This window comes from Serratia odorifera (assembly GCF_041448735.1).
In the GTDB taxonomy this organism is placed as follows: domain Bacteria; phylum Pseudomonadota; class Gammaproteobacteria; order Enterobacterales; family Enterobacteriaceae; genus Serratia_F; species Serratia_F odorifera.
Map to the genome: position 1 here is coordinate 37,093 of NZ_JBGMUT010000007.1, position 20,561 is coordinate 57,653.

The 20,561-nt window shown below is 57.0% G+C and carries 15 protein-coding genes; 12 read left to right on the forward strand and 3 right to left on the reverse strand.

Going from position 1 to position 20,561, the window contains the following annotated elements; translation table 11 throughout:
• Positions 1 to 101 precede the first annotated feature (101 nt).
• The 6 genes from purL (at position 102) to glnB (ending at position 10,828) form a co-directional block, all read left to right on the forward strand.
• The gene (gene purL / locus ACCC84_RS16860; RefSeq protein ID WP_371902080.1) at positions 102 to 3,992 is read left to right on the forward strand and encodes a phosphoribosylformylglycinamidine synthase; all 3,891 of its coding nucleotides are present in this window, start codon (positions 102 to 104) and stop codon (positions 3,990 to 3,992) included.
• A 1,025-nt stretch (positions 3,993 to 5,017) separates the two neighbouring features.
• Positions 5,018 to 6,454 (forward strand): sensor histidine kinase, encoded by a 1,437-nt coding sequence (locus ACCC84_RS16865; RefSeq protein WP_004959594.1) that lies wholly within the window; start codon positions 5,018 to 5,020, stop codon positions 6,452 to 6,454.
• Between the two features lie 3 nt (positions 6,455 to 6,457).
• Complete coding sequence (gene qseG / locus ACCC84_RS16870) at positions 6,458 to 7,312, forward strand: two-component system QseEF-associated lipoprotein QseG (RefSeq protein WP_004959597.1); 855 nt, start codon at positions 6,458 to 6,460, stop codon at positions 7,310 to 7,312.
• The gene (gene glrR / locus ACCC84_RS16875; RefSeq protein ID WP_004959600.1) at positions 7,309 to 8,646 is read left to right on the forward strand and encodes a two-component system response regulator GlrR; all 1,338 of its coding nucleotides are present in this window, start codon (positions 7,309 to 7,311) and stop codon (positions 8,644 to 8,646) included. Before qseG ends, glrR begins: the two co-directional genes overlap by 4 nt.
• Before the next feature lie 64 nt (positions 8,647 to 8,710).
• Positions 8,711 to 10,333, forward strand: coding sequence for an NAD+ synthase (locus tag ACCC84_RS16880; RefSeq protein WP_004959602.1), 1,623 nt, complete (start codon positions 8,711 to 8,713; stop codon positions 10,331 to 10,333).
• A gap of 156 nt (positions 10,334 to 10,489) precedes the next feature.
• On the forward strand, positions 10,490 to 10,828 hold the full coding sequence (glnB, locus tag ACCC84_RS16885) for a nitrogen regulatory protein P-II (protein WP_004847623.1): 339 nt from the start codon (positions 10,490 to 10,492) through the stop codon (positions 10,826 to 10,828).
• 64 nt (positions 10,829 to 10,892) lie between these two features.
• On the opposite strand, the gene hmpA is transcribed toward glnB, so the two are convergent.
• Entirely contained in the window at positions 10,893 to 12,083 is a 1,191-nt protein-coding gene (hmpA, locus tag ACCC84_RS16890) for an NO-inducible flavohemoprotein (protein WP_004959606.1), read from the reverse strand.
• Positions 12,084 to 12,438: 355 nt separating this feature from the next.
• On the opposite strand from hmpA, the gene glyA reads away from it, so the two are divergent.
• Together glyA and ACCC84_RS16900 are read left to right on the forward strand one after the other, a co-directional pair.
• On the forward strand, positions 12,439 to 13,692 hold the full coding sequence (gene glyA / locus ACCC84_RS16895) for a serine hydroxymethyltransferase (RefSeq protein WP_004959609.1): 1,254 nt from the start codon (positions 12,439 to 12,441) through the stop codon (positions 13,690 to 13,692).
• Between the two features lie 156 nt (positions 13,693 to 13,848).
• On the forward strand, positions 13,849 to 15,003 hold the full coding sequence (locus ACCC84_RS16900; RefSeq protein ID WP_004959612.1) for a 3-phenylpropionate MFS transporter: 1,155 nt from the start codon (positions 13,849 to 13,851) through the stop codon (positions 15,001 to 15,003).
• Here the strand turns inward: ACCC84_RS16900 and csiE are convergent.
• Positions 14,995 to 16,260 (reverse strand): stationary phase inducible protein CsiE, encoded by a 1,266-nt coding sequence (csiE, locus tag ACCC84_RS16905; RefSeq protein ID WP_198774096.1) that lies wholly within the window; start codon positions 16,258 to 16,260, stop codon positions 14,995 to 14,997. The two genes, ACCC84_RS16900 and csiE, sit on opposite strands and share 9 nt — an antisense overlap.
• 178 nt (positions 16,261 to 16,438) lie before the next feature.
• Here csiE and ACCC84_RS16910 point away from each other — a divergent pair, with 178 nt between their 5' ends.
• Positions 16,439 to 17,074, forward strand: coding sequence for a DUF1007 family protein (locus ACCC84_RS16910; protein WP_004959614.1), 636 nt, complete (start codon positions 16,439 to 16,441; stop codon positions 17,072 to 17,074).
• On the forward strand, positions 17,065 to 18,087 hold the full coding sequence (locus tag ACCC84_RS16915) for a nickel/cobalt transporter (protein WP_371902081.1): 1,023 nt from the start codon (positions 17,065 to 17,067) through the stop codon (positions 18,085 to 18,087). Before ACCC84_RS16910 ends, ACCC84_RS16915 begins: the two co-directional genes overlap by 10 nt.
• Before the next feature lie 79 nt (positions 18,088 to 18,166).
• On the opposite strand, the gene suhB is transcribed toward ACCC84_RS16915, so the two are convergent.
• Positions 18,167 to 18,970: an inositol-1-monophosphatase gene (gene suhB, locus ACCC84_RS16920; RefSeq protein ID WP_039991838.1), complete on the reverse strand. Its 804-nt coding sequence runs from the start codon at positions 18,968 to 18,970 to the stop codon at positions 18,167 to 18,169.
• A 128-nt stretch (positions 18,971 to 19,098) separates the two neighbouring features.
• Here suhB and trmJ point away from each other — a divergent pair, with 128 nt between their 5' ends.
• Both trmJ and iscR read left to right on the forward strand, forming a co-directional pair.
• On the forward strand, positions 19,099 to 19,824 hold the full coding sequence (gene trmJ, locus ACCC84_RS16925; RefSeq protein ID WP_004959622.1) for a tRNA (cytosine(32)/uridine(32)-2'-O)-methyltransferase TrmJ: 726 nt from the start codon (positions 19,099 to 19,101) through the stop codon (positions 19,822 to 19,824).
• A 207-nt stretch (positions 19,825 to 20,031) separates the two neighbouring features.
• Positions 20,032 to 20,526: a Fe-S cluster assembly transcriptional regulator IscR gene (gene iscR, locus ACCC84_RS16930; RefSeq protein WP_039991839.1), complete on the forward strand. Its 495-nt coding sequence runs from the start codon at positions 20,032 to 20,034 to the stop codon at positions 20,524 to 20,526.
• The last annotated feature ends 35 nt before the right edge of the window (positions 20,527 to 20,561 follow it).

The following is a 20,561-nucleotide window of genomic DNA, read 5'->3' on the forward strand; positions in this document are numbered from 1 at the left end:
TTCGTCGGCGGCGTGGATTCTCTATAATAGCGCGCGTTTTCCCCTGTTGCGCCCAATGAAGCACTGGAGTCAGTGGCTTCGAAGACGAGAGAACTTTGATTATGGAAATACTGCGTGGTTCGCCCGCTTTGTCGGCTTTTCGTGTTACCAAACTGCTGTCCCGCTGCCAGGACGCACAACTTCCGGTCAGTGATATCTATGCCGAGTACGTCCACTTTGCCGATGTTAGCGCACCGCTAAGTGCCGAAGAACATGGCAAGCTCACGCGCTTGCTCAAGTACGGTCCTTCTCTCGCCGAACACGCTCCGGAGGGACGCCTGCTGTTGGTAACGCCGCGTCCGGGCACCATTTCCCCCTGGTCATCCAAAGCCACCGACATTGCCCATAACTGCGGCTTGTCGCAGGTTGAACGCCTGGAGCGCGGTCTGGCGTTTTACGTCACGGCGCCGGCGTTGAGCGAAGCGCAATGGCAGCAACTGGCCGCATTGCTGCACGATCGCATGATGGAAACCGTGTTCAGCGATCTGCAACAGGCGGAAAAACTGTTTGCTCACCACCAGCCAGCGCCGTATCAGGCGGTGGACGTGCTGGGGGAAGGACGCAGTGCGCTGGAAAAGGCGAATGTCAAACTGGGCCTGGCGCTGGCCCAGGACGAAATTGACTACCTGCTGAATGCATTTACCGGTTTGGGGCGCAACCCGACGGACATCGAACTGTATATGTTTGCACAGGCCAACTCTGAGCACTGTCGCCACAAGATTTTCAACGCCGACTGGATCATAGACGGCGAACAGCAGCCTAAATCGCTGTTCAAGATGATCAAAAACACCTTCGAACATACGCCGGACTACGTGCTGTCAGCGTATAAAGACAACGCCGCGGTGATGGAAGGCTCGCAGGTCGGGCGCTTCTTCGCTGCGCCGCAAAACGGCCAATATGATTATCATCAGGAAGATACGCACATTCTGATGAAGGTTGAAACCCATAACCACCCGACGGCGATTTCTCCTTGGCCGGGCGCTGCCACCGGTTCCGGCGGCGAAATCCGTGACGAGGGTGCCACCGGCCGGGGTGCCAAGCCGAAGGCCGGTCTGGTGGGCTTCTCGGTGTCCAACCTGCGCATTCCTGGTTTTGAACAGCCGTGGGAACAGGATTTCGGCAAGCCGGATCGCATCGTCAGCGCATTGGATATCATGACTGAAGGCCCACTGGGCGGGGCGGCGTTTAATAACGAATTCGGCCGTCCGGCGCTGCTCGGTTACTTCCGTACCTATGAAGAACAGGTCAATAGCCACAACGGCGTTGAACTGCGTGGCTACCACAAGCCAATCATGCTGGCGGGCGGTATCGGCAATATTCGCGCCGATCACGTGCAGAAAGGCGAAATTACCGTTGGCGCCAAGCTGGTGGTACTGGGTGGCCCGGCAATGAATATCGGTCTGGGCGGCGGTGCGGCATCGTCAATGGATTCCGGCCAATCCGACGCCGATCTGGATTTTGCCTCGGTACAGCGTGACAACCCGGAAATGGAGCGTCGTTGCCAAGAGGTCATCGACCGTTGCTGGCAACTGGGCGCCGACAACCCGATTCTGTTTATCCACGACGTGGGCGCTGGCGGTCTGTCCAACGCCATGCCGGAACTGGTGAGCGACGGCGGCCGCGGTGGCCGTTTCGAACTGCGTGACATCCTTAACGATGAGCCGGGCATGAGCCCGCTGGAAGTGTGGTGTAACGAATCGCAGGAACGCTATGTCATGGCGATTGCGCCGGCACAGATGGCGCAGTTTGACGAAATTTGCCGCCGTGAACGTGCGCCGTACGCGGTGATCGGCGAAGCAACCGAAGAACGCCACCTGACGCTGAACGATGATCATTTTGATAACCAGCCGATCGATATGCCGCTGGACGTGCTGCTTGGCAAAACGCCAAAAATGACCCGCGACGTCACGCGTCTGCAGGCCAAGGGCGAGCCGGTGCTGCGCGACGGTATCAGCGTGGCTGACGCGGTGAAACGCGTGCTGCACTTGCCGGCTGTTGCAGAGAAAACCTTCCTGATCACCATTGGCGACCGTACCGTGACCGGTATGGTGGCGCGCGATCAGATGGTAGGCCCATGGCAGATCCCGGTGGCAGATTGCGCGGTAACCACCGCCAGCCTCGACAGCTACTATGGTGAAGCGATGTCTCTTGGCGAACGTGCGCCGGTGGCGCTGCTGAACTTTGCCGCTTCGGGCCGTCTGGCGGTGGGCGAAGCGCTGACCAACCTGGCGGCGACGAACATTGGCTCCCTCAAACGCGTGAAGCTTTCCGCCAACTGGATGGCTGCAGCCGGCCACCCAGGGGAAGATGCCGGCCTGTATGAGGCGGTAAAAGCGGTGGGCGAGGAACTGTGTCCGGCGTTGGGCATCACGATCCCGGTGGGGAAAGATTCGATGTCGATGAAAACCCGCTGGCAGGAAGGTAATGAGCAACGCGAGATGACCTCACCGCTGTCGCTGGTGATCACCGCCTTTGCCCGGGTAGAAGACGTTCGCCATACCGTGACGCCACAGCTGCGTACCGACCAGGGCGACACCGAGCTGTTGCTGATTGACCTCGGTAACGGCCACAACGCGCTGGGGGCAACCGCACTGGCGCAGGTTTACCGCCAGTTGGGCGACCAACCGGCGGACGTGCGCAGCGCTGAGCAACTGGCCGGTTTCTTCAATGCGATGCAACAGCTGGTAGCGGATCGTGCGTTGCTGGCTTACCACGACCGTTCCGATGGCGGTTTGCTGGTCACGCTGGCGGAAATGGCCTTTGCCGGTCACTGCGGCGTGGCGGTGGATATCCAGGCGCTGGGCGCGGATGCGCTGGCGGCGCTGTTCAATGAAGAACTGGGGGCGGTGATTCAGGTCAGCGCCGAACGCCGGGCTGCGGTGCAACAGATTTTTGCCCAGCATGGCCTGAGCGACAATGTGCATCATATCGGCCGGGTTCAGGCTGGCGATCGCTTCGTCATAACCCAGGGCGATAAACCGGTCTATAGCGAAAGCCGCAGCACGCTGCGCACCTGGTGGGCGGAAACCACCTGGCAAATGCAACGCCTGCGCGATAACCCTGACTGTGCCGATCAGGAACATCAGGCCAAACAGGATGAACGCGATCCGGGGCTGAACGTCAAATTGACGTTTGCGCCGCAAGAGGACATCGCGGCACCTTATATTGCCAAGGGCGCGCGGCCGAAAGTCGCGGTGCTGCGTGAGCAGGGCGTCAACTCCCACGTTGAAATGGCGGCGGCGTTCCACCGCGCAGGTTTTGACGCCATCGACGTGCATATGAGCGATTTGCTGACGGGGCGTCGCGATCTGCAGGACTTCCATACGCTGGTAGCCTGTGGTGGTTTCTCATATGGTGACGTACTGGGTGCTGGCGAGGGCTGGGCGAAGTCGATTCTGTTCAACCCGCGCGTACGTGACGAGTTTGAAGCTTTCTTCCACCGTCCGCAGACGCTGGCGCTGGGCGTGTGTAACGGCTGCCAGATGATGTCCAACCTGCGTGAGCTGATCCCCGGTGCCGAACAGTGGCCGCGCTTCGTACGCAACCTGTCGGATCGCTTCGAAGCACGCTTTAGCCTGGTCGAAGTGGCGGCCAGCCCGTCGCTGTTTATGCAGGGCATGGCCGGTTCGCGGATGCCGATTGCGGTGTCGCATGGCGAAGGGCATGTTGAAGTCCGTGATGCGGCGCATTTGGCCGCGTTGGAAAGTCAGGGACTGGTGGCATTGCGCTTCGTCAACAATGCCGGCCAGGTCACGGAAGCCTACCCGGCCAACCCGAACGGCTCGCCAAACGGCATTACCGCTGTGACCAGCGCCAGCGGGCGTGCGACGGTGATGATGCCGCATCCGGAGCGGGTATTCCGTACCGTCAGCAACTCCTGGCACCCGGAAGAGTGGGGTGAAGACAGCCCGTGGATGCGCATGTTCCGCAATGCGCGCCAGCAACTGGGTTAATGTCTCAGGGGCCGTTCCCGGCCCCGGTTACCGACACCTTGGCCAATGGATGCCTGGGTGTCGGTTCCTCCAGTTAAAATGTGCAACCAGACCCCAGACCCCAGACCCCAGACCCCAGCTTATCGCGGCGGAGTGGCTGAGCTGTCGGCGTCACCAGACGTCCTCTCTCGGCTTGTTCGATGCGGCAAGGTACCGGCCAGTAAACTCGCCAGTCGCGCTTAATCTGCTGATTCTCGCCAAAATTGCAGACTGTCGGTTATTCGCGACAAACCTTATTAAGGATGTCGCTAAAAGGTGACATCTAACCTATTGATTTATAATGATAGTAAATAAATTGACTTAGGTTGTCGTGTTTTGGCGACAGCCTGGTGAATTTACGCACAGCATTGCCGGGTGAAAACACCCTTTAAATAAGGATGTTTGTTAATAAATCGTTTTAAATCAGTTGGATATAAAAATATTTGAAAAGTTGGCACACATAATGCATGATACTTGTCAGTTGCTCATTCAACTTTTTATGATGGCCGGTAAATAAACCGAATCCATGCCTCATAAGCCTCCGAATGATGCCAAAGAAATGGTGCCTATCGTCCAACCAAACCGATAACAGACGCGCAAGCGACTTTATCAAGCATCGGGCGACACGTGGAGTGAGGCACCGCCTGTATCCAACTGTGATGAAACGTTCATCAATATCGGATACATCTGGATGCTATTCGTCCCATTCGATGCCAGCCTGCGGGCTACATCACCCTGGGGACGAGGCTTAAGGGCATCCACATATTCCTTGCGATGGGGCAGTTTTGCCCCAACGTCACTGCTCCAGTCCTCTTCTTACGTCCGTCTGTTTGCCGCCCTGCAATCCCCCTGTTTACCGATTTACCTGCGTGAAAGCGGTGTGGCGCGTTGCCTGGCGCTGTTTTGCATTGCAATCCATTTTGCGCCGTGCATGCAGGATTATCCACCTACAGGCTTTTTTCTTGCCGGCGACTCGGTTAGCATCAGGGCAGATAAGGGACAATGAGATGATTTCGTTGAAAAGATGGCGTTTATTCCCCCGCTCGCTGCGCCAATTGGTGCTGATGGCGTTTCTGCTGGTGTTACTGCCATTGCTGGTATTGGCATATCAAGCCTATCAAAGTCTGAATCATCTCAGCTCGCAGGCGGCCGATATCAACCGCACCACGCTGGTGGATGCCCGCCGCAGTGAGGCGATGACCAGCGTGGCGCTGGAAATGGAGCGCAGCTATCGTCAGTATTGTGTGCTGGTTGACCCGACGCTGGAACGCCTGTATCAAAATCAGCGCAAACAATATTCTCAAATGCTTGATGCCCATGCCCCGATCCTGCCGGATGAACGCTATTATCAGACGTTGCGCGATCTGCTGACGCAACTGGCGACCATCAAATGCCAAAGCAGCGGCCCCGATAAAGAAACCTCGACCCTGCTGGAGTCGTTCTCGCGTTCCAATGCCGAAATGGTGCAGGCGACGCGTGCAGTGGTGTACTCGCGCGGTCAGCAACTGCAGCAGGCGATTGCCGAACGCGGGCAGTTTTTCGGCTGGCAGGCGCTGTTGCTGTTTCTGGTCAGCGTGCTGTTGGTGGTGCTGTTCACCCGCATGATTATTGGGCCGGTAAAGGCGGTTGAGCAGATGATTAACCGCCTGGGCGAAGGCCGTGCGCTGGGCTCGGCGGCATCGTTCAAAGGGCCGCGCGAACTGCGCTCGTTGGCACAGCGGATCATCTGGCTGAGCGAGCGGCTGGCATGGCTGGAATCGCAGCGTCATGAGTTCCTGCGCCATATTTCCCATGAACTGAAAACGCCGTTGGCCAGCATGCGTGAAGGCACCGAACTGTTGGCGGACGAAGTGGCGGGGCCGCTGACCTCCGATCAAAAAGAAGTGGTGACCATTCTCGATCACAGCAGTCGCCATCTGCAGCAGTTGATCGAGCAATTGCTCGACTACAATCGTAAGCTGGCGGATGGGCCGGCCGAGCATGAAAACGTCGAGCTGAGCGAGATGGTCGAGATGGTGGTGGCGGCCCATAGTCTGCCGGCGAGAGCCAAGATGATCCGCACCGACATACAGCTTGATGCCGAAATTTGCTGGGCAGAGCCTACGCTATTAATGCGCGTGCTGGATAATCTCTATTCCAATGCGGTGCACTACGGCAAGGAATCCGGTAACATTTGGATTCGTAGCCGCCAAATTGGGCAACGGGTGCAGATTGACGTCGCCAACACTGGCACGCCAATCCCCGAAACCGAACAAACCATGATTTTCGAGCCTTTTTTCCAAGGTAGTCAGCAGCGGAAAGGGGCGGTAAAAGGAAGCGGGCTCGGCCTGAGTATCGCACAAGATTGTATCCGCCGGATGCGCGGCGAATTGCAGTTGGTCAACGTCGATGACGCTGATGTCTGCTTCCGAATTGAATTGCCATTAACCGCCGAGAATGAATAAATAATGTACATATGGCCACAACGCGCTCGTCTGACCCAGATCGAACGTTCCCCGCGTGCTACTGCGCGCGCACCGCTCGGCAAGCGTCCACTTTCTTTTCTGGGCACGCTTCTTTTTGCCCCGTTTTTGTTAGCCGGCTGCGCCGATCGCGCCGTCAGCAGCGGTCTCGAGCCGCAGCAGCAGGAAGCGATTCCTGATAGCAAAGTTGTCGACTACCGTATCGCACCGTGCGATACCCTGTGGCAGCTCAACGACAAGGATGCGCTGGACAATTCCCTATACTGGCTGCGTGCCATGGACTGTGCCGATCGGATCGGTTCCACCCAGGCACGTACCCTGGCAAAAACCCTTCCCGGCACCGCCTGGGATGGCATGTTCAAGCAAAGCATCCTGTTGGGCAGCGCCGAACCGACGTCGGCGGAACGTCGCCAGATGATCGATCGTCTGAACCACTACCGCCTGGACTTCCCGAGTACGCTGCGGCCGCTGCTGCAATTGTGGCGTCAACAGCAGGTGCTGCAAATTTCGCTGTTCGATGAACGAGCCCGCTATCAGCATCTGCAAGAGGCAACCGACAGCCAGATTGATACGCTGCGCCAAAGCCAGGCTCGGCTGCAAAGCCAACTGCAGGACACCTCACGCAAGTTGGAAAACCTGACGGATATCGAGCGTCAACTCTCTTCCCGTAAGCAAATGCAGGGTGAGATCCCCGATAATGCCGCCAGTCAGGCCAAGCCGAGCGCTACGGCCAAACCGGCCGAGCCGGAAGGCGCAACGGAAAAGGGCACCGCGCTGCCGGTTGAACCGGAAGACACTTATGCGCCGCCACCTGCCAATAAGGAGCCTAAAGCGCAATGACAGCCCGCAAACCGGCCAATTTATTATTGGTTGACGATGATCCCAGCCTGTTGAAGCTGCTGGGGATGCGCCTGACCAGCGAAGGTTTCCATGTCACCACCGCTGAAAGCGGCCAGGAAGCGCTGCGCCTATTGGCGCGTGAAAAAATCGACATGGTCATCAGCGACCTGCGTATGGATGAAATGGACGGTATGGCGCTGTTTGCCGAAATCCAGAAGCATCAACCGGGCATGCCGGTGATCATTCTCACCGCCCATGGTTCTATCCCCGATGCCGTCGCGGCAACCCAGCAGGGGGTGTTCAGCTTCCTGACCAAGCCGGTCGATCGCGATGCGCTGTATAAAGCCATCGACGATGCGCTGTCGCTGTCAAAACCGGCCGGTGACGAAAGCTGGCGTGAAGCCATCGTCACTCGTAGCCCGATCATGCTGCGTCTGTTGGAGCAGGCGAAAATGGTGGCGCAGTCAGATGTCAGCGTGCTGATTAATGGCCAGAGCGGCACCGGCAAGGAAGTGCTGGCGCAGGCGATTCACGGCGCCAGCCCACGGGCCAAGAAAACCTTTATCGCCATCAACTGCGGCGCGCTGCCGGAACAGCTGTTGGAATCGGAACTGTTTGGTCATGCCAAAGGGGCCTTTACCGGCGCGGTCAGCAGCAGAGAAGGGCTATTCCAGGCGGCGGCCGGCGGCACGCTGTTCCTCGACGAAATCGGCGATATGCCGCTGTCGCTGCAGGTCAAACTGCTGCGGGTGCTGCAGGAGCGCAAGGTACGGCCGCTGGGCAGCAACCGCGATCTGGATATCGACGTACGCATCATTTCCGCCACCCATCGCGATTTACAGAAAGCGATGGCGAAGAATGAATTTCGTGAAGATTTGTACTACCGTCTGAACGTAGTGAACCTGAAAATTCCGGCGTTGAACGAACGTGCCGAGGATATCCCACTGCTGGCCAATCATCTGCTGAGAGAGTCGGCCAAACGACACAAACCGTTCGTGCGCAGTTTCTCTACCGATGCGATGAAACGCCTGATGACCGCCAGTTGGCCGGGCAATGTGCGGCAACTGGTCAACGTGATTGAACAGTGCGTGGCATTGACCTCGGCGCCGGTGATCGGCGAAGCGTTGGTGGAGCAGGCGCTGGAAGGCGAAAACACCGCGTTGCCGACCTTTGTCGAGGCGCGCAACCAGTTTGAATTGCATTACCTGCGCAAGCTATTGCAAATTACCAAGGGCAACGTGACCCAGGCTGCGCGCATGGCAGGCCGCAATCGCACCGAGTTTTATAAGTTGTTATCGCGTCATGAACTTGACGCCAACGATTTTAAAGAATGATGTTTTTTCCTGAACGTGCTTCGGCAGGTTCGCAACACATGACCTGGAAACAGACCATAGAAATATGAGCAGATCACTTTCCATTGCGTTAGCCCAGCTGAATTTGCTGGTGGGCGATATTGAAGGCAACAGCGAGCGCATGTTGCAAATCGTGCAGGAACAGCAGAAGGCGGGAGCCGATCTGGTTATGTTCACCGAACTGGCGCTGTCCGGTTACCCACCGGAAGACCTGCTGTATCGTGACGATTTCTATCAGCGCTGCGACCTGCAGCTTAACCGCCTGCAACAGGCGTCGGGCGAGGTCGCGATCCTGGTGGGCCATCCGTGGCGGGAAGGCGACAAGTTATACAATGCGTTGTCGCTGTTCGCCGACGGCGAGCTGCGGGCGCGTTACTTCAAGCAGCAGTTGCCGAACTATGGCGTGTTTGACGAAAAACGCTATTTCCACGCCGGGCAGGAAAGCTGCGTGGTGGAGCTGAAAGGCTACCGTCTCGGTCTGCTGATTTGTGAAGACCTGTGGTTCCCCGAGCCGATTGACGCGGCGAAAGCCGCCGGCGCTGAAATTGTCCTGTCGATTAACGCCTCGCCTTATAACCGGGAAAAGCCGTATATCCGCAAGACGCTGATGGCCGGCCACTGCCGGCGCACCAATCTGCCGCTGGTGTACCTGAACCAGATCGGCGGGCAGGACGAACTGATTTTCGACGGTTGCTCAAAGGTCTTTGATGCCGCAGGCAATATGACCCACCGCCTGGCAGCGTTTGCCGAACAGGTGACGTTGTTGCAGTTCAACGAGCGTGAAGTGGTGCCAATGACTGCGCCTGCCGCCGAATTGCCGCAGCTGGCGCAAATCTACGAAGCGCTGGTGCTGGCGGTGCGCGACTACGTCAACAAGAACGGTTTCAAAGGCGCGGTACTGGGCCTGTCGGGGGGCATCGATTCGGCCTTGACGCTGGCGATTGCGGTGGATGCGCTGGGTAAGGAAAAAGTGCAGGCGCTGATGATGCCGTTCCGCTATACCGCGGATATCAGCATTGCCGACGCCAAGGAAGAAGCCGAGATACTCGGCGTCGAGTTTGACGTTGTTTCCATCGAGCCGATGTTTGACGCCTTTATGGGCCAATTGGCGCCGATGTTTGCCGGCACCGAACGCGATACCACCGAAGAAAACCTGCAGGCGCGCTGCCGCGGCGTGGTGCTGATGGCATTGTCGAACAAACGGCGCAGCATCGTGCTGACCACCGGCAACAAGAGCGAAATGGCGGTGGGTTACGCCACGCTGTACGGTGATATGGCTGGCGGCTTCGACGTATTGAAGGATGTACCGAAAACCCTGGTGTTCAAGCTATCGGAATACCGTAATACCGTGTCGTATGTGATCCCGCAGCGGGTGATTGATCGTCCGCCGTCCGCCGAGCTGGCGCCGGATCAGGTCGATCAGGACAGCCTGCCGCCTTATGATATTTTAGATGCCATTCTGGAAGGTTACGTCGAACGCGATATGTCGGTGGTCGATCTGGTCGCCGCCGGTTTCGATGAAGCGATCGTGCGCAAAGTGATCCGCCTGGTGGACATCAACGAATACAAGCGTCGTCAGGCCGCCGTCGGGCCGCGCATCACCGCCCGGAACTTCGGCAAGGATCGTCGCTATCCGATCACCTCCGGCTTTGGCCGCAAAAATTGGTAATTGAAGCGCCTATTCACTAGGCGTCATTGTCGCCGTCAGTTTGGGTACGGGCAGCGCGCAGGGCCACAGCGTACAGGCAGTACGTGAGACGTCCGAGCACTGCCCTGGCGCAAAATGACCAGAAAACAGCCTAGTGGATAGGCGCGAGGAAACGAGATGAAAAAGATCGACGCTATTATCAAGCCGTTCAAACTGGATGACGTGCGTGAAGCGCTGGCTGAAGTCGGCATTACCGGCATGACCGTGACCGAAGTTAAAGGCTTTGGCCGGCAGAAGGGGCATACCGAACTGTATCGCGGCGCGGAATATATGGTCGACTTCCTGCCCAAGGTGAAAATCGAGATTGTGGTGGCCGACGATATTGTCGATACCTGCGTTGAAACCATCATGCAAACTGCGCAGACCGGCAAAATTGGCGACGGCAAGATCTTCGTGTTTGACGTGGCGCGGGTGGTGCGTATCCGTACCGGCGAGCAGGACGAAGAGGCCATTTAAGTCACCCCTTCCGGCATAAAAAAACGGGCCACGTCGGCCCGTTTTTTATTGTATTGCGCGGTAGTTACAGCACCTTGTGCGGGCCGAAGCATTCATAGTGAATGCGCTCGACGTTAACGCCCATTGCCAGTAACTGTTGCGCGACAAATTGCATAAACGCCACCGGGCCGCAGAAGTAGTAATGCATCAACGGGTTATCGAGCGAAGCGCGAACGGTGCCAAGATCCATCAGGCCGCGTGATTGGTAATCACGGCCTTCAACGTCGTTCTCGCTCGGTTGGCTATACCACACATGCCGACTCAGCTTCGGCATCCGTGTTGCAAGGTCGGCAACCTCGTCGGCAAAAGCGTGGACGCGGCCGTTTTCCGCCGCGTGTAGCCAATGTATCTCAGCCTGGTGCTGATTGTTGTACAACGCGTTAAGCATGCCAAGCATCGGCGTTTGGCCAACGCCGCCGGAAATCAGCGCCACCGGCGTCGACGGTGAAACGTCGAGGAAGAAGTCGCCGTGCGGCGGTGCTATCTCAATCACATCGCCTTCTTTTGCCTGCTGATGCAGGAAGTTGGACACGATGCCGTGCTGTTCGCGTTTTACCGCGATGCGATAAAATTCGCCGTTAGGGGCGGCGGTCAGTGAATACTGACGTATTTCCTGGTGTTCAATGCTGTGGTGGTTGATATACACCGCCAGATATTGGCCCGGCTTGAAGTCAACCACGCGGCCACCGTCGACCGGCGCCAGAATAAAACTGCTGATTGCCTCACTCTGTGGCTGTTTTTTCACGATGCGGAAAGCGCGGCGATCGCGCCAGCCGCCGTCTCCGGTAGCACTTTCCTGATAAATCTGGCCTTCACGCTGGATAAATACGTTGGCCAATACGCCGTAAGCCTTACCCCATGCGTCCAGCACTTCCTGTCCCGGGCTGAACATTTCGTCCAGCGTTGCCAACAGATGTGTCCCGACAATCTGATACTGTTCTGGCTGAATGTTGAAGCTGGCGTGTTTTTGCGCAATACGCTCAACCGCAGGCAGCAGCGCCGCCAGATTTTCAATATTGCCGGCATAGGCGCAGATGGCATCAAACAGCGCCTGGCGCTGATCGCCGTTGCGCTGGTTGCTCATATTGAAGATATCCTTCAGCTCAGGGTTATGGGCGAACATGCGATCGTAGAAATGCGCGGTCAGCTTTGGCCCGGTGGCGGCGAGCAGGGGGATGGTGGACTTTACGGTGGCGATGGTTTGGCTATCCAGCATGGTGGCACTCCTTTGTGCTATGTTCCGATTTTATATAATGATGCATTTTAAATGCATCTTATAAGGTTGCGTCAGGCTTGTAAATACCCGCTTTTTTGTTATGTGTTTGTTAATCACCGATCGGCTTCACAGAACATGAAAAAAACGCATTGGCGGCATGAGGAAATGTCCGTTGAATAACGGGCGCATTTGGTGGATCAAAGCCTTGTCGCAGCTAAAGCCAATCGTTTGCGTAAAAACCTCTGTCAAGACCTATCTTCGACAGGTGAAAACAGTTTACACTGTTGCCCAGAACCCAAACGGGTAGTTATTTGGTGATTTTTTAGTTAGCGGGATTCAAGTCAGGAGAAGCCGGATGTTAAAGCGTGAAATGAACATTGCCGATTACGATGCCGAACTGTGGCGCGCAATGGAGCAAGAAGTGGTGCGTCAGGAAGAGCACATCGAGCTGATTGCCTCTGAGAACTACACCAGCCCGCGCGTCATGCAGGCTCAGGGTTCCCAGTTGACCAACAAATACGCTGAAGGCTACCCGGGCAAGCGTTACTACGGCGGCTGCGAATACGTCGATATCGTTGAACAACTGGCTATCGATCGCGCCAAGCAGCTGTTCGGTGCGGATTATGCCAACGTTCAGCCGCACTCCGGTTCTCAGGCCAACTTTGCTGTCTACACCGCGCTGCTGCAGCCGGGCGACACCATTCTGGGCATGAACCTGGCGCACGGCGGCCACCTGACCCACGGCTCTCCGGTCAACCTGTCCGGCAAACTGTATAACGTCGTGCCTTACGGCATCGACGAAAAAGGCCAAATCGACTATGACGATCTGGCCAAGCAGGCACAGACGCACAAACCGAAGATGATCATCGGCGGTTTCTCCGCCTATTCTGGCGTGGTCGACTGGGCAAAAATGCGTGAAATTGCTGACAGCATCGGCGCTTACCTGTTCGTTGACATGGCGCACGTGGCCGGTCTGATCGCCGCTGGCGTCTACCCGAACCCGGTGCCGCACGCGCATATCGTTACCACCACCACGCACAAGACGCTGGCTGGCCCGCGTGGCGGCCTGATCCTGGCGAAAGGCGGCGACGAAGATCTGTACAAGAAACTGAACTCCGCGGTGTTCCCGGGTGGGCAGGGCGGCCCGCTGATGCACGTGATCGCCGGCAAGGCCGTCGCGCTGAAAGAAGCCATGGAGCCCGAGTTCAAGGTTTACCAGCAGCAGGTGGCCAACAACGCCAAGGCGATGGTCGAAGTGTTCCTGGAGCGCGGCTACAAAGTGGTTTCCGGCGGCACCCACAACCACCTGTTCCTGCTGGATCTGGTGGAGAAAAACCTGACCGGTAAAGAAGCGGACGCAGCCCTCGGCCGCGCCAATATTACCGTTAACAAGAACAGCGTGCCAAACGATCCGAAGAGCCCGTTCGTGACCTCCGGTATTCGTATCGGTACGCCGGCGGTAACCCGTCGCGGCTTCAAGGAAGCGGAAGTTCGCGAGCTGGCGGGTTGGATGTGCGACGTGTTGGACAACATCAACGACGAAGCCACTATCGAACGCACCAAACAGAAAGTCCTGGATATCTGCGCCCGCCTGCCGGTTTACGCATAAGTTCCATTGGGATGAACCAAACCCGCTGCGGCGGGTTTTTTTACGCCGATATCCGGCAAAGTGTGAACTGATCGACACTATGGTTCGGTGGATATGAATCATGATTGCTAGCCGATGTGAGCTCTGTCAAAGTATCGCCCACACACCGGAGGGAACATGGTTTTGCAATCAACGCGTTGGCTGTCTCTCAGCTATTTCACCTATTTCTTTTCTTATGGCATTTTCCTGCCGTTCTGGGGCGTTTGGTTAAAAGGCGAAGGGCTGGAACCCGATACCATCGGCATGTTGCTGGGGGCCGGACTGGTAGCACGTTTTCTTGGCAGTTTACTGATCGCTCCACGGGTTAAAGATCCGTCGAATCTGGTTACCGCATTACGCATCCTGGCGTTGTTGACGCTGGCCTTTGCGGTCGGCTTTTGTTTTGGCAATGGCTGGGGCTGGCTAATGCTGGTGATCGCCGGTTTTAACCTGTTTTTCTCGCCGCTGGTACCGCTGACTGACGCATTAGCCGCCACCTGGCAAAAACAGATTTCCATGGATTATGGGCGAGTGCGCCTATGGGGCTCACTGGCGTTCGTCATTGGTTCGGCGCTCACCGGGCAACTGGTGTCGGCCTGGGGTCATAATGCCATCCTGTTCAGCCTGATTTTCAGCCTGATGGCGATGCTGCTTGGCATGTTGCTCAAACCCAGCGTCATGCCGCAAGGCGAGGCGCGCGCGCATGAGGTGCCTCACCGTTCCTGGCGTGAACTGCTCAGCGAAGGGCCGGTCTGGCGTTTTTTGCTGTGCGTCACCCTGTTGCAGGGGGCGCATGCCGGTTATTACAGTTTTGCCTCCATATACTGGCAGGAAGCCGGCTATTCAGCCTCTGCCATCGGCTACTTCTGGTCGTTGGGGGTGGTGGCAGAAGTGATTATTTTTGCCAGCAGCAATATCCTGTTCCGCCGTTGGAACGCCCGCAATCTGCTGTTGCTGTCTGCCTGCTGCGGCATACTGCGCTGGGGGTTGATGGCCTCGACCACTGAGCTTAGCTGGCTGCTGCTGGTGCAGGTGTTGCACTGTGGCACCTTTACCGTCTGTCATCTGGCGGCGATGCGTTTCATTGCCGCGCGCAAGGGAGCGGAGGTGATCCGGCTGCAAGCGGTTTATTCCGCGCTGGCGATGGGCGGTGGTATTGCGGTGATGACGGTGATTGCCGGTTTCCTGTTCGAACATCTGCAAGCCGGGGTGTTCTGGGTGATGGCGGCGATCGTGGTGCCGGCGTTGTTTATCCGCCCACCGGCCGCCGCGGTCAGCCATTCGCTAAGGTGATTCCAACAATGCGCGGATAGTTTTGCGCTGTCCGCGTTCCAGCGGTAAGACGGTGTGGATTAGCGGTGGTTGCGCCGCATGCGGCAGGGTGGCGTAGGGGGTTATGACCAGCGCCACGCCCTGCGGCGCGCCGGAATCGTGAAACTCGCTTAGCGACAGATACTTGATATTTAACGGTAATAATGTCAATTCGCGGATCTGGTACTCCAGCGCCTCTTCCAACTGCGGATCGTCCAGCGTCAGCAGCAGCACCTGTTTCTCTTGCAATGCGTTGCCTTGCATCAGCCATGCACCGAAGCTGATGGCTACCAGACCGGCCTCCTCGCGCGAAAAATGAATGTCGTATTCCTGTTCGAACGGCGCCATCGCTTCCAGCGTAGTGCGCATCAGGCGTGGGTATTTACGCACCACCTCGTCCAGCAGCATATTGTCGATGCCGATAGCAAACTGACAGCGTTCGACGGCGGGCGCCAGATGGGCAAACAGATGGCTGATCAGATCTTTTTTGCTGCTGAAGTTCATGCCGGAAAGCTGCTGAAAACGCTCCACCATCTGCTCAATGGCGCGCATCAGGCGTAAATCTTCCGCGGAATCGCTGCTTTCGTAACTGTGGTTCTTTAACATGGTAAACAGCAACACCAGAAAATCCTGCTCGCTGTCATCCGGCGGAGCGGCAGACAGCGCCACCAGCGTCTGTGATAATGCGTTTGCGGCCTGAGATTCTGCTTTCTGATGCAGCCAGGCACGTTGGCGATCGTTGAACTTTGGGTGGCGCTGGCAGGCGCTTTCCCACAGGCAGTAGCAAAGGTAGTGCTGCAAGAATTGGCGATCTCGGGCGTCGAGTTCACGAGCAAGCCAGCGGCTGCAGTCATCAATGCCGCGCTGCAAACCCGTGGACAACTTGGCATCGGCCCCCAGCGCATGCAGCAACGGCGGGCTGAACGCGCTCTCGACAAACTGCGGACAGCAACGTAGCGCACGCCGCAGCCAGTGAATCAGGCACAGGCGCTTATTCAGCGTGCTTCCCATAATCTGGTAGCCATCGTCGGGGTTGCCAGCGATGTCCAAATGGTGGAAACGCTGGATTTCGCTGGCGACCTCGGCTATATCTTGCCGGGTAATGGGGAGCTCGACGCCGTTGATTTGGCTGAGGGTCTCCAGTTTTACTGTGGGCAGCGGTGCGTACAGCATCAAGAGCAGTTGGCAGCGCCGTTGTTGACCGGAGAGCTCAGGCACAGGAGAGGTGTCCAGGCTCATATCACCTTCTAGCAGGTAACGTTAAAATTATGCCTAAGCATAGCAAAAGGCATTACCGTGACGTGGACAGTACGCCTGCTTTTACTTCGGCTTACAACTTTCGTCACAGTTATTATGCCGTTGAGCGGAAATTTTGCGCCAGGTTGTGTTACTTTATAACAATAATGAGTGTCGCTTAATGCTAAAACTACGAAATCTGCTGGCTGGTTTGACGGTGTTGTACAGCGTGACAGCCACCGCCCATCCGCACAGCTTTATTGATATGAACACCACCTTTATTGCCAAGGATCGTCAATTGGTCGGTTTGAGAATGGTGTGGGTTATGGATGAGATCACCTCGGCGGATCTGCTGTACGACGCGGGCAATGCCAAAAGCGATTCGGTGACCTGGAAGAAACTGGCGGCTGAAGTAATGGCCAACGTGCTCGGGCAGCATTATTTCACCGACATCTATCGTGACGGCAAGCCGGTAAAATACGTGAATTTGCCAACGGAATATCACCTTTCGCGCCGTGGCCATAATGCGGTGCTGGAATTTGTACTGCCGTTGGCACAAGCGCAGCCGCTGGCGGGCAAACCGTTTGACATCGCCACCTACGATCCGACCTTCTTTGTTGATATGAGTTATAAAAATCAATCTGCTATCCATCTGCCGCCGGATATGGCGCAGCAATGTCAATTCAAACTGATGACGCCGAAGCCGGATGCGTCGCTGCAGGCGTATGCGCTGTCGCTCGATAAAAATGATTCTCCGGGAGAAGACATGCAACTCGGTCAGCAGTTCGCACAACGGATTACCCTGCAATGTCAATGAATCTCGGCAGCGCCGCCGGCCGCCGGCGTCACTGGGCCTTCAGCCTGTGGCCGCTACTGCTGTTTAGCGTCTTGTTTGCGCTTGGCGCACGGCTGGTGTGGCATTATTGGCCGCAAATTCTGCTGCAGAGCGTGGTGTGGCAAAAAACGCTGAATCAGCACATGGCCGGCCTGTTGCAACAGGTTAACGCCGCGCCGCAGCAGGCCGGCATGGCGCTGGTGCTGTTCAGCCTCGGTTACGGCGTGCTGCATGCCCTTGGCCCCGGTCATGGCAAAGTGGTGATCTCCACCTATCTGGCGACACACCCGGCGCGACTGAAAAGCAGCCTGCGGTTAACCTTTGCCGCTTCGCTGGTGCAAGGGCTGGTGGCGATTGGTCTGGTCACGCTGGTGTTGGGAGTGCTGGCGCTGTCGTCACGCCAGTTGCATCAAAGCAGTTTCTGGTTGGAAAAGGGCAGCTATCTGCTGGTGGCGCTGCTTGGCGTTCTGTTGAGCTGGCGTGCGCTGCGGCGTCTGTTTACTGCGATCCGCGCGTTGCGCCCGGTGCCGGCGATGCGTATTCGCGCCGTGCAGCCGTTGCCGGCCGATCACCTGCACAGCGCCGAATGCGGTTGCGGCCATCGTCATTTGCCGAGCGACAGTGAATTGCAGGCCGGCGGCGGCTGGCGTACCCAGTTGGCGATCGTACTGGCGATGGGCATGCGGCCATGCTCCGGCGCGATATTGGTGCTGCTGTTTGCCAAAGTGATCGGGGTATTTTTCTGGGGCGTGCTTTCCGCGCTGGCGATGGCGCTGGGCACCTCGATAACCATTTCACTGCTGGCGTTGCTGGTGCATTACAGCCGTCGTCTGGCGGTGCGCATTAGCGGCACGCGCACGCCGGCCGCCTGGAGCGCGGTGGCGTGGGGAACCCTGGCACTGGCCGGTGGGTTGATTCTGCTGTTTGCCGGCATTCTGTTGTACGCCAGCGCGGTGCCGGAATTCGGCAGCGGCGTGCACCCCTTCTCCCGTTAACGGGCATAAAAAAAGCGCTGCAACAGCAGCGCTTCAATAGTCAAAGCAGGCTCAGACGTGCTGAGCTCATCGGGCGATATTAACGTTTCAGTGCTTCGCTCAATTCTTCACGCATGCTGGACAGCATGGCTTTCACTACGCGCGGATTGCCGGCAACGACGTTGCCGGAGCTGAAGTGGTTATGACCGCCAACGAAGTCGGTGACCAAACCGCCGGATTCACGCACCAGCAGTTCGCCAGCAGCGAAGTCCCACGGCTTCAGGCCGATTTCGAAGAAACCGTCAACGCGGCCGGCAGCCACGTAAGCCAGATCCAGTGCGGCAGAACCGGTACGACGGAAATCCGCACACTGGGTGAACAGTTTGCCGACGACGTTGATGTAAGGGGTCGCGTGTTGCTTGAGTTTGAACGGGAAACCGGTCGCCAGGATAGTGCCATTCAGGTCTTTGGCATTGGTGCCACGCAGGCGGAAACCGTTGAGCTGAGCGCCCTGGCCGCGAGTCGCGGTGAACAGTTCGTTGCGCATTGGATCGTAAACCACCGCCACTTCGGTGCGGCCTTTGATGCGCACGGCAATGGAAACGGAGAAATGCGGGAAACGTTTGATGAAGTTTGAAGTGCCATCCAGTGGATCGATCACCCATTGTACATCCTGATCTTCGCCGACCAGCTCACCGCGTTCTTCGCTGATGATAGTGTGTTGCGGGTAAGACTTGCGAATAACGTCAATGATCAGATGCTCTGCATCACGATCGACGTTGGTGACGAAATCGTTAGTCCCTTTCTGGCTCGCTTCAACGGCGTCCGGGGTCTCGTAGTTTTTGGCAATCAGGTTACCGGCCTTGCGCGCAGCGCGCACGGCGATAGTCAGCATCGGATGCATGGGTATCTTCCAACTAGGATGTTAAAGAACAGGAAACGGCGCGGAGTATAGCAGGTGTTCGGCAAAATACCTAATGTCCTTCATCCTGTGTTAAGATGCTACGATTTTCCGCTACGCTCAGAGTTTGTATGCTGCACAATATTCGCATTGTTCTGGTAGAAACCTCTCATACCGGCAACATGGGCTCGACCGCCAGAGCCATGAAAACCATGGGCCTGACCAACCTTTATCTGGTCAATCCGCTGGTAAAACCCGATTCGCAGGCCATTGCGCTGGCCGCCGGCGCCAGTGACGTCATTGGTAATGCCACCATCGTCGATACCTTTGATGAAGCCATTGCCGGCTGCAGTCTGGTGGTCGGCACCAGCGCACGTTCACGTACGCTACCCTGGCCGATGCTGGAACCGCGTGAATGCGGCGTGCGTGCGGTGCAGGAGGGCGAACAGGCGCCGGTGGCGCTGGTCTTCGGCCGCGAACGCGTGGGTCTGACCAACGACGAACTGCAAAAATGCCATTATCATGTCGCTATCCCGGCCAATCCGGATTACAGCTCGCTGAACCTGGCGATGGCGGTTCAGATCCTGGCGTACGACGTGCGCGTGGCGTACCTCGAACGTCAGCAGGCAGACGCGCCGCCGGCGCCGCAAGAAGCGGCTTATCCGCTGGTAGACGACCTTGAGCGTTTTTATCAGCATCTGGAACAAACGCTGTCGACCACCGGCTTTATCCGCCCAACGCATCCAGGGCAGGTCATGAGTCGGCTGCGCCGCCTGTTTACCCGCGCGCGCCCGGAAGCGCAGGAGCTGAATATTCTGCGCGGCATGCTGACGTCGATCGATAAGCAGATCAAGTAGCAGGGTAATTATTGCGACGCTGTGGACAGGCAACGCGGCAATAGCATTATTAATCCGTGGGATATAACATGCATTCAAGATGCATTTGTTATAAATCGGTACAAATAATGCTAATACTTGAGTAAATTACTCGGTTAAATAGTTGACTGATTTACTCGGGAATGTCAGACTTTCGGCCATGTTTCACCAACAGGTAACCACTTAGCTATGAGACTGACATCCAAAGGCCGTTATGCCGTAACCGCTATGCTCGACGTGGCATTGCATTCTCAGGAAGGGCCCGTTCCTCTGGCGGATATTTCAGAACGTCAGGGTATTTCGCTCTCTTATCTGGAACAATTGTTCTCCCGTCTGCGCAAGAATGGCCTGGTGGCCAGCGTGCGTGGCCCGGGCGGCGGTTATCTGCTGGGTAAAGACGCGGCTGAAATCGCCGTTGGCGCGGTGATTACTGCCGTCGATGAATCGGTAGATGCAACCCGTTGTCAGGGCAAGGAAGGCTGTCAGGGCGGCGATCGCTGTCTGACGCACACCCTGTGGCGCGATCTGAGCGAGCGCATCAGCGGGTTCTTGAACAACATTACGCTGGCCGAACTGGTGAACAACCAGGAAGTGCTGGATGTGGCAGACCGTCAGAATAACGATACGCGCCGCACGGCCAACGGTCGTCTGCAAGAAACCATTAACGTTAATCTGCGCGCATAAGCAGCTGGCGATACGTATTTTTGTTTTTGGAAGTG

Excerpts from the sequence above, each read along its gene's own strand:
- ACCC84_RS16880 (WP_004959602.1), top strand. The coding sequence starts at position 8,711 with ATGAGCAGATCACTTTCCATTGCGTTAGCCCAGCTGAATTTGCTGGTG.
- ACCC84_RS16865 (WP_004959594.1), top strand. The coding sequence starts at position 5,018 with ATGATTTCGTTGAAAAGATGGCGTTTATTCCCCCGCTCGCTGCGCCAA.
- glnB (WP_004847623.1), top strand. The coding sequence starts at position 10,490 with ATGAAAAAGATCGACGCTATTATCAAGCCGTTCAAACTGGATGACGTG.
- qseG (WP_004959597.1), top strand. The coding sequence starts at position 6,458 with ATGTACATATGGCCACAACGCGCTCGTCTGACCCAGATCGAACGTTCC.
- purL (WP_371902080.1), top strand. The coding sequence starts at position 102 with ATGGAAATACTGCGTGGTTCGCCCGCTTTGTCGGCTTTTCGTGTTACC.
- trmJ (WP_004959622.1), top strand. The coding sequence starts at position 19,099 with ATGCTGCACAATATTCGCATTGTTCTGGTAGAAACCTCTCATACCGGC.
- iscR (WP_039991839.1), top strand. The coding sequence starts at position 20,032 with ATGAGACTGACATCCAAAGGCCGTTATGCCGTAACCGCTATGCTCGAC.
- ACCC84_RS16915 (WP_371902081.1), top strand. The coding sequence starts at position 17,065 with ATGTCAATGAATCTCGGCAGCGCCGCCGGCCGCCGGCGTCACTGGGCC.
- ACCC84_RS16910 (WP_004959614.1), top strand. The coding sequence starts at position 16,439 with ATGCTAAAACTACGAAATCTGCTGGCTGGTTTGACGGTGTTGTACAGC.
- glyA (WP_004959609.1), top strand. The coding sequence starts at position 12,439 with ATGTTAAAGCGTGAAATGAACATTGCCGATTACGATGCCGAACTGTGG.
- ACCC84_RS16900 (WP_004959612.1), top strand. The coding sequence starts at position 13,849 with ATGGTTTTGCAATCAACGCGTTGGCTGTCTCTCAGCTATTTCACCTAT.
- suhB (WP_039991838.1), bottom strand. The coding sequence starts at position 18,970 with ATGCATCCGATGCTGACTATCGCCGTGCGCGCTGCGCGCAAGGCCGGT.
- csiE (WP_198774096.1), bottom strand. The coding sequence starts at position 16,260 with ATGAGCCTGGACACCTCTCCTGTGCCTGAGCTCTCCGGTCAACAACGG.
- glrR (WP_004959600.1), top strand. The coding sequence starts at position 7,309 with ATGACAGCCCGCAAACCGGCCAATTTATTATTGGTTGACGATGATCCC.
- hmpA (WP_004959606.1), bottom strand. The coding sequence starts at position 12,083 with ATGCTGGATAGCCAAACCATCGCCACCGTAAAGTCCACCATCCCCCTG.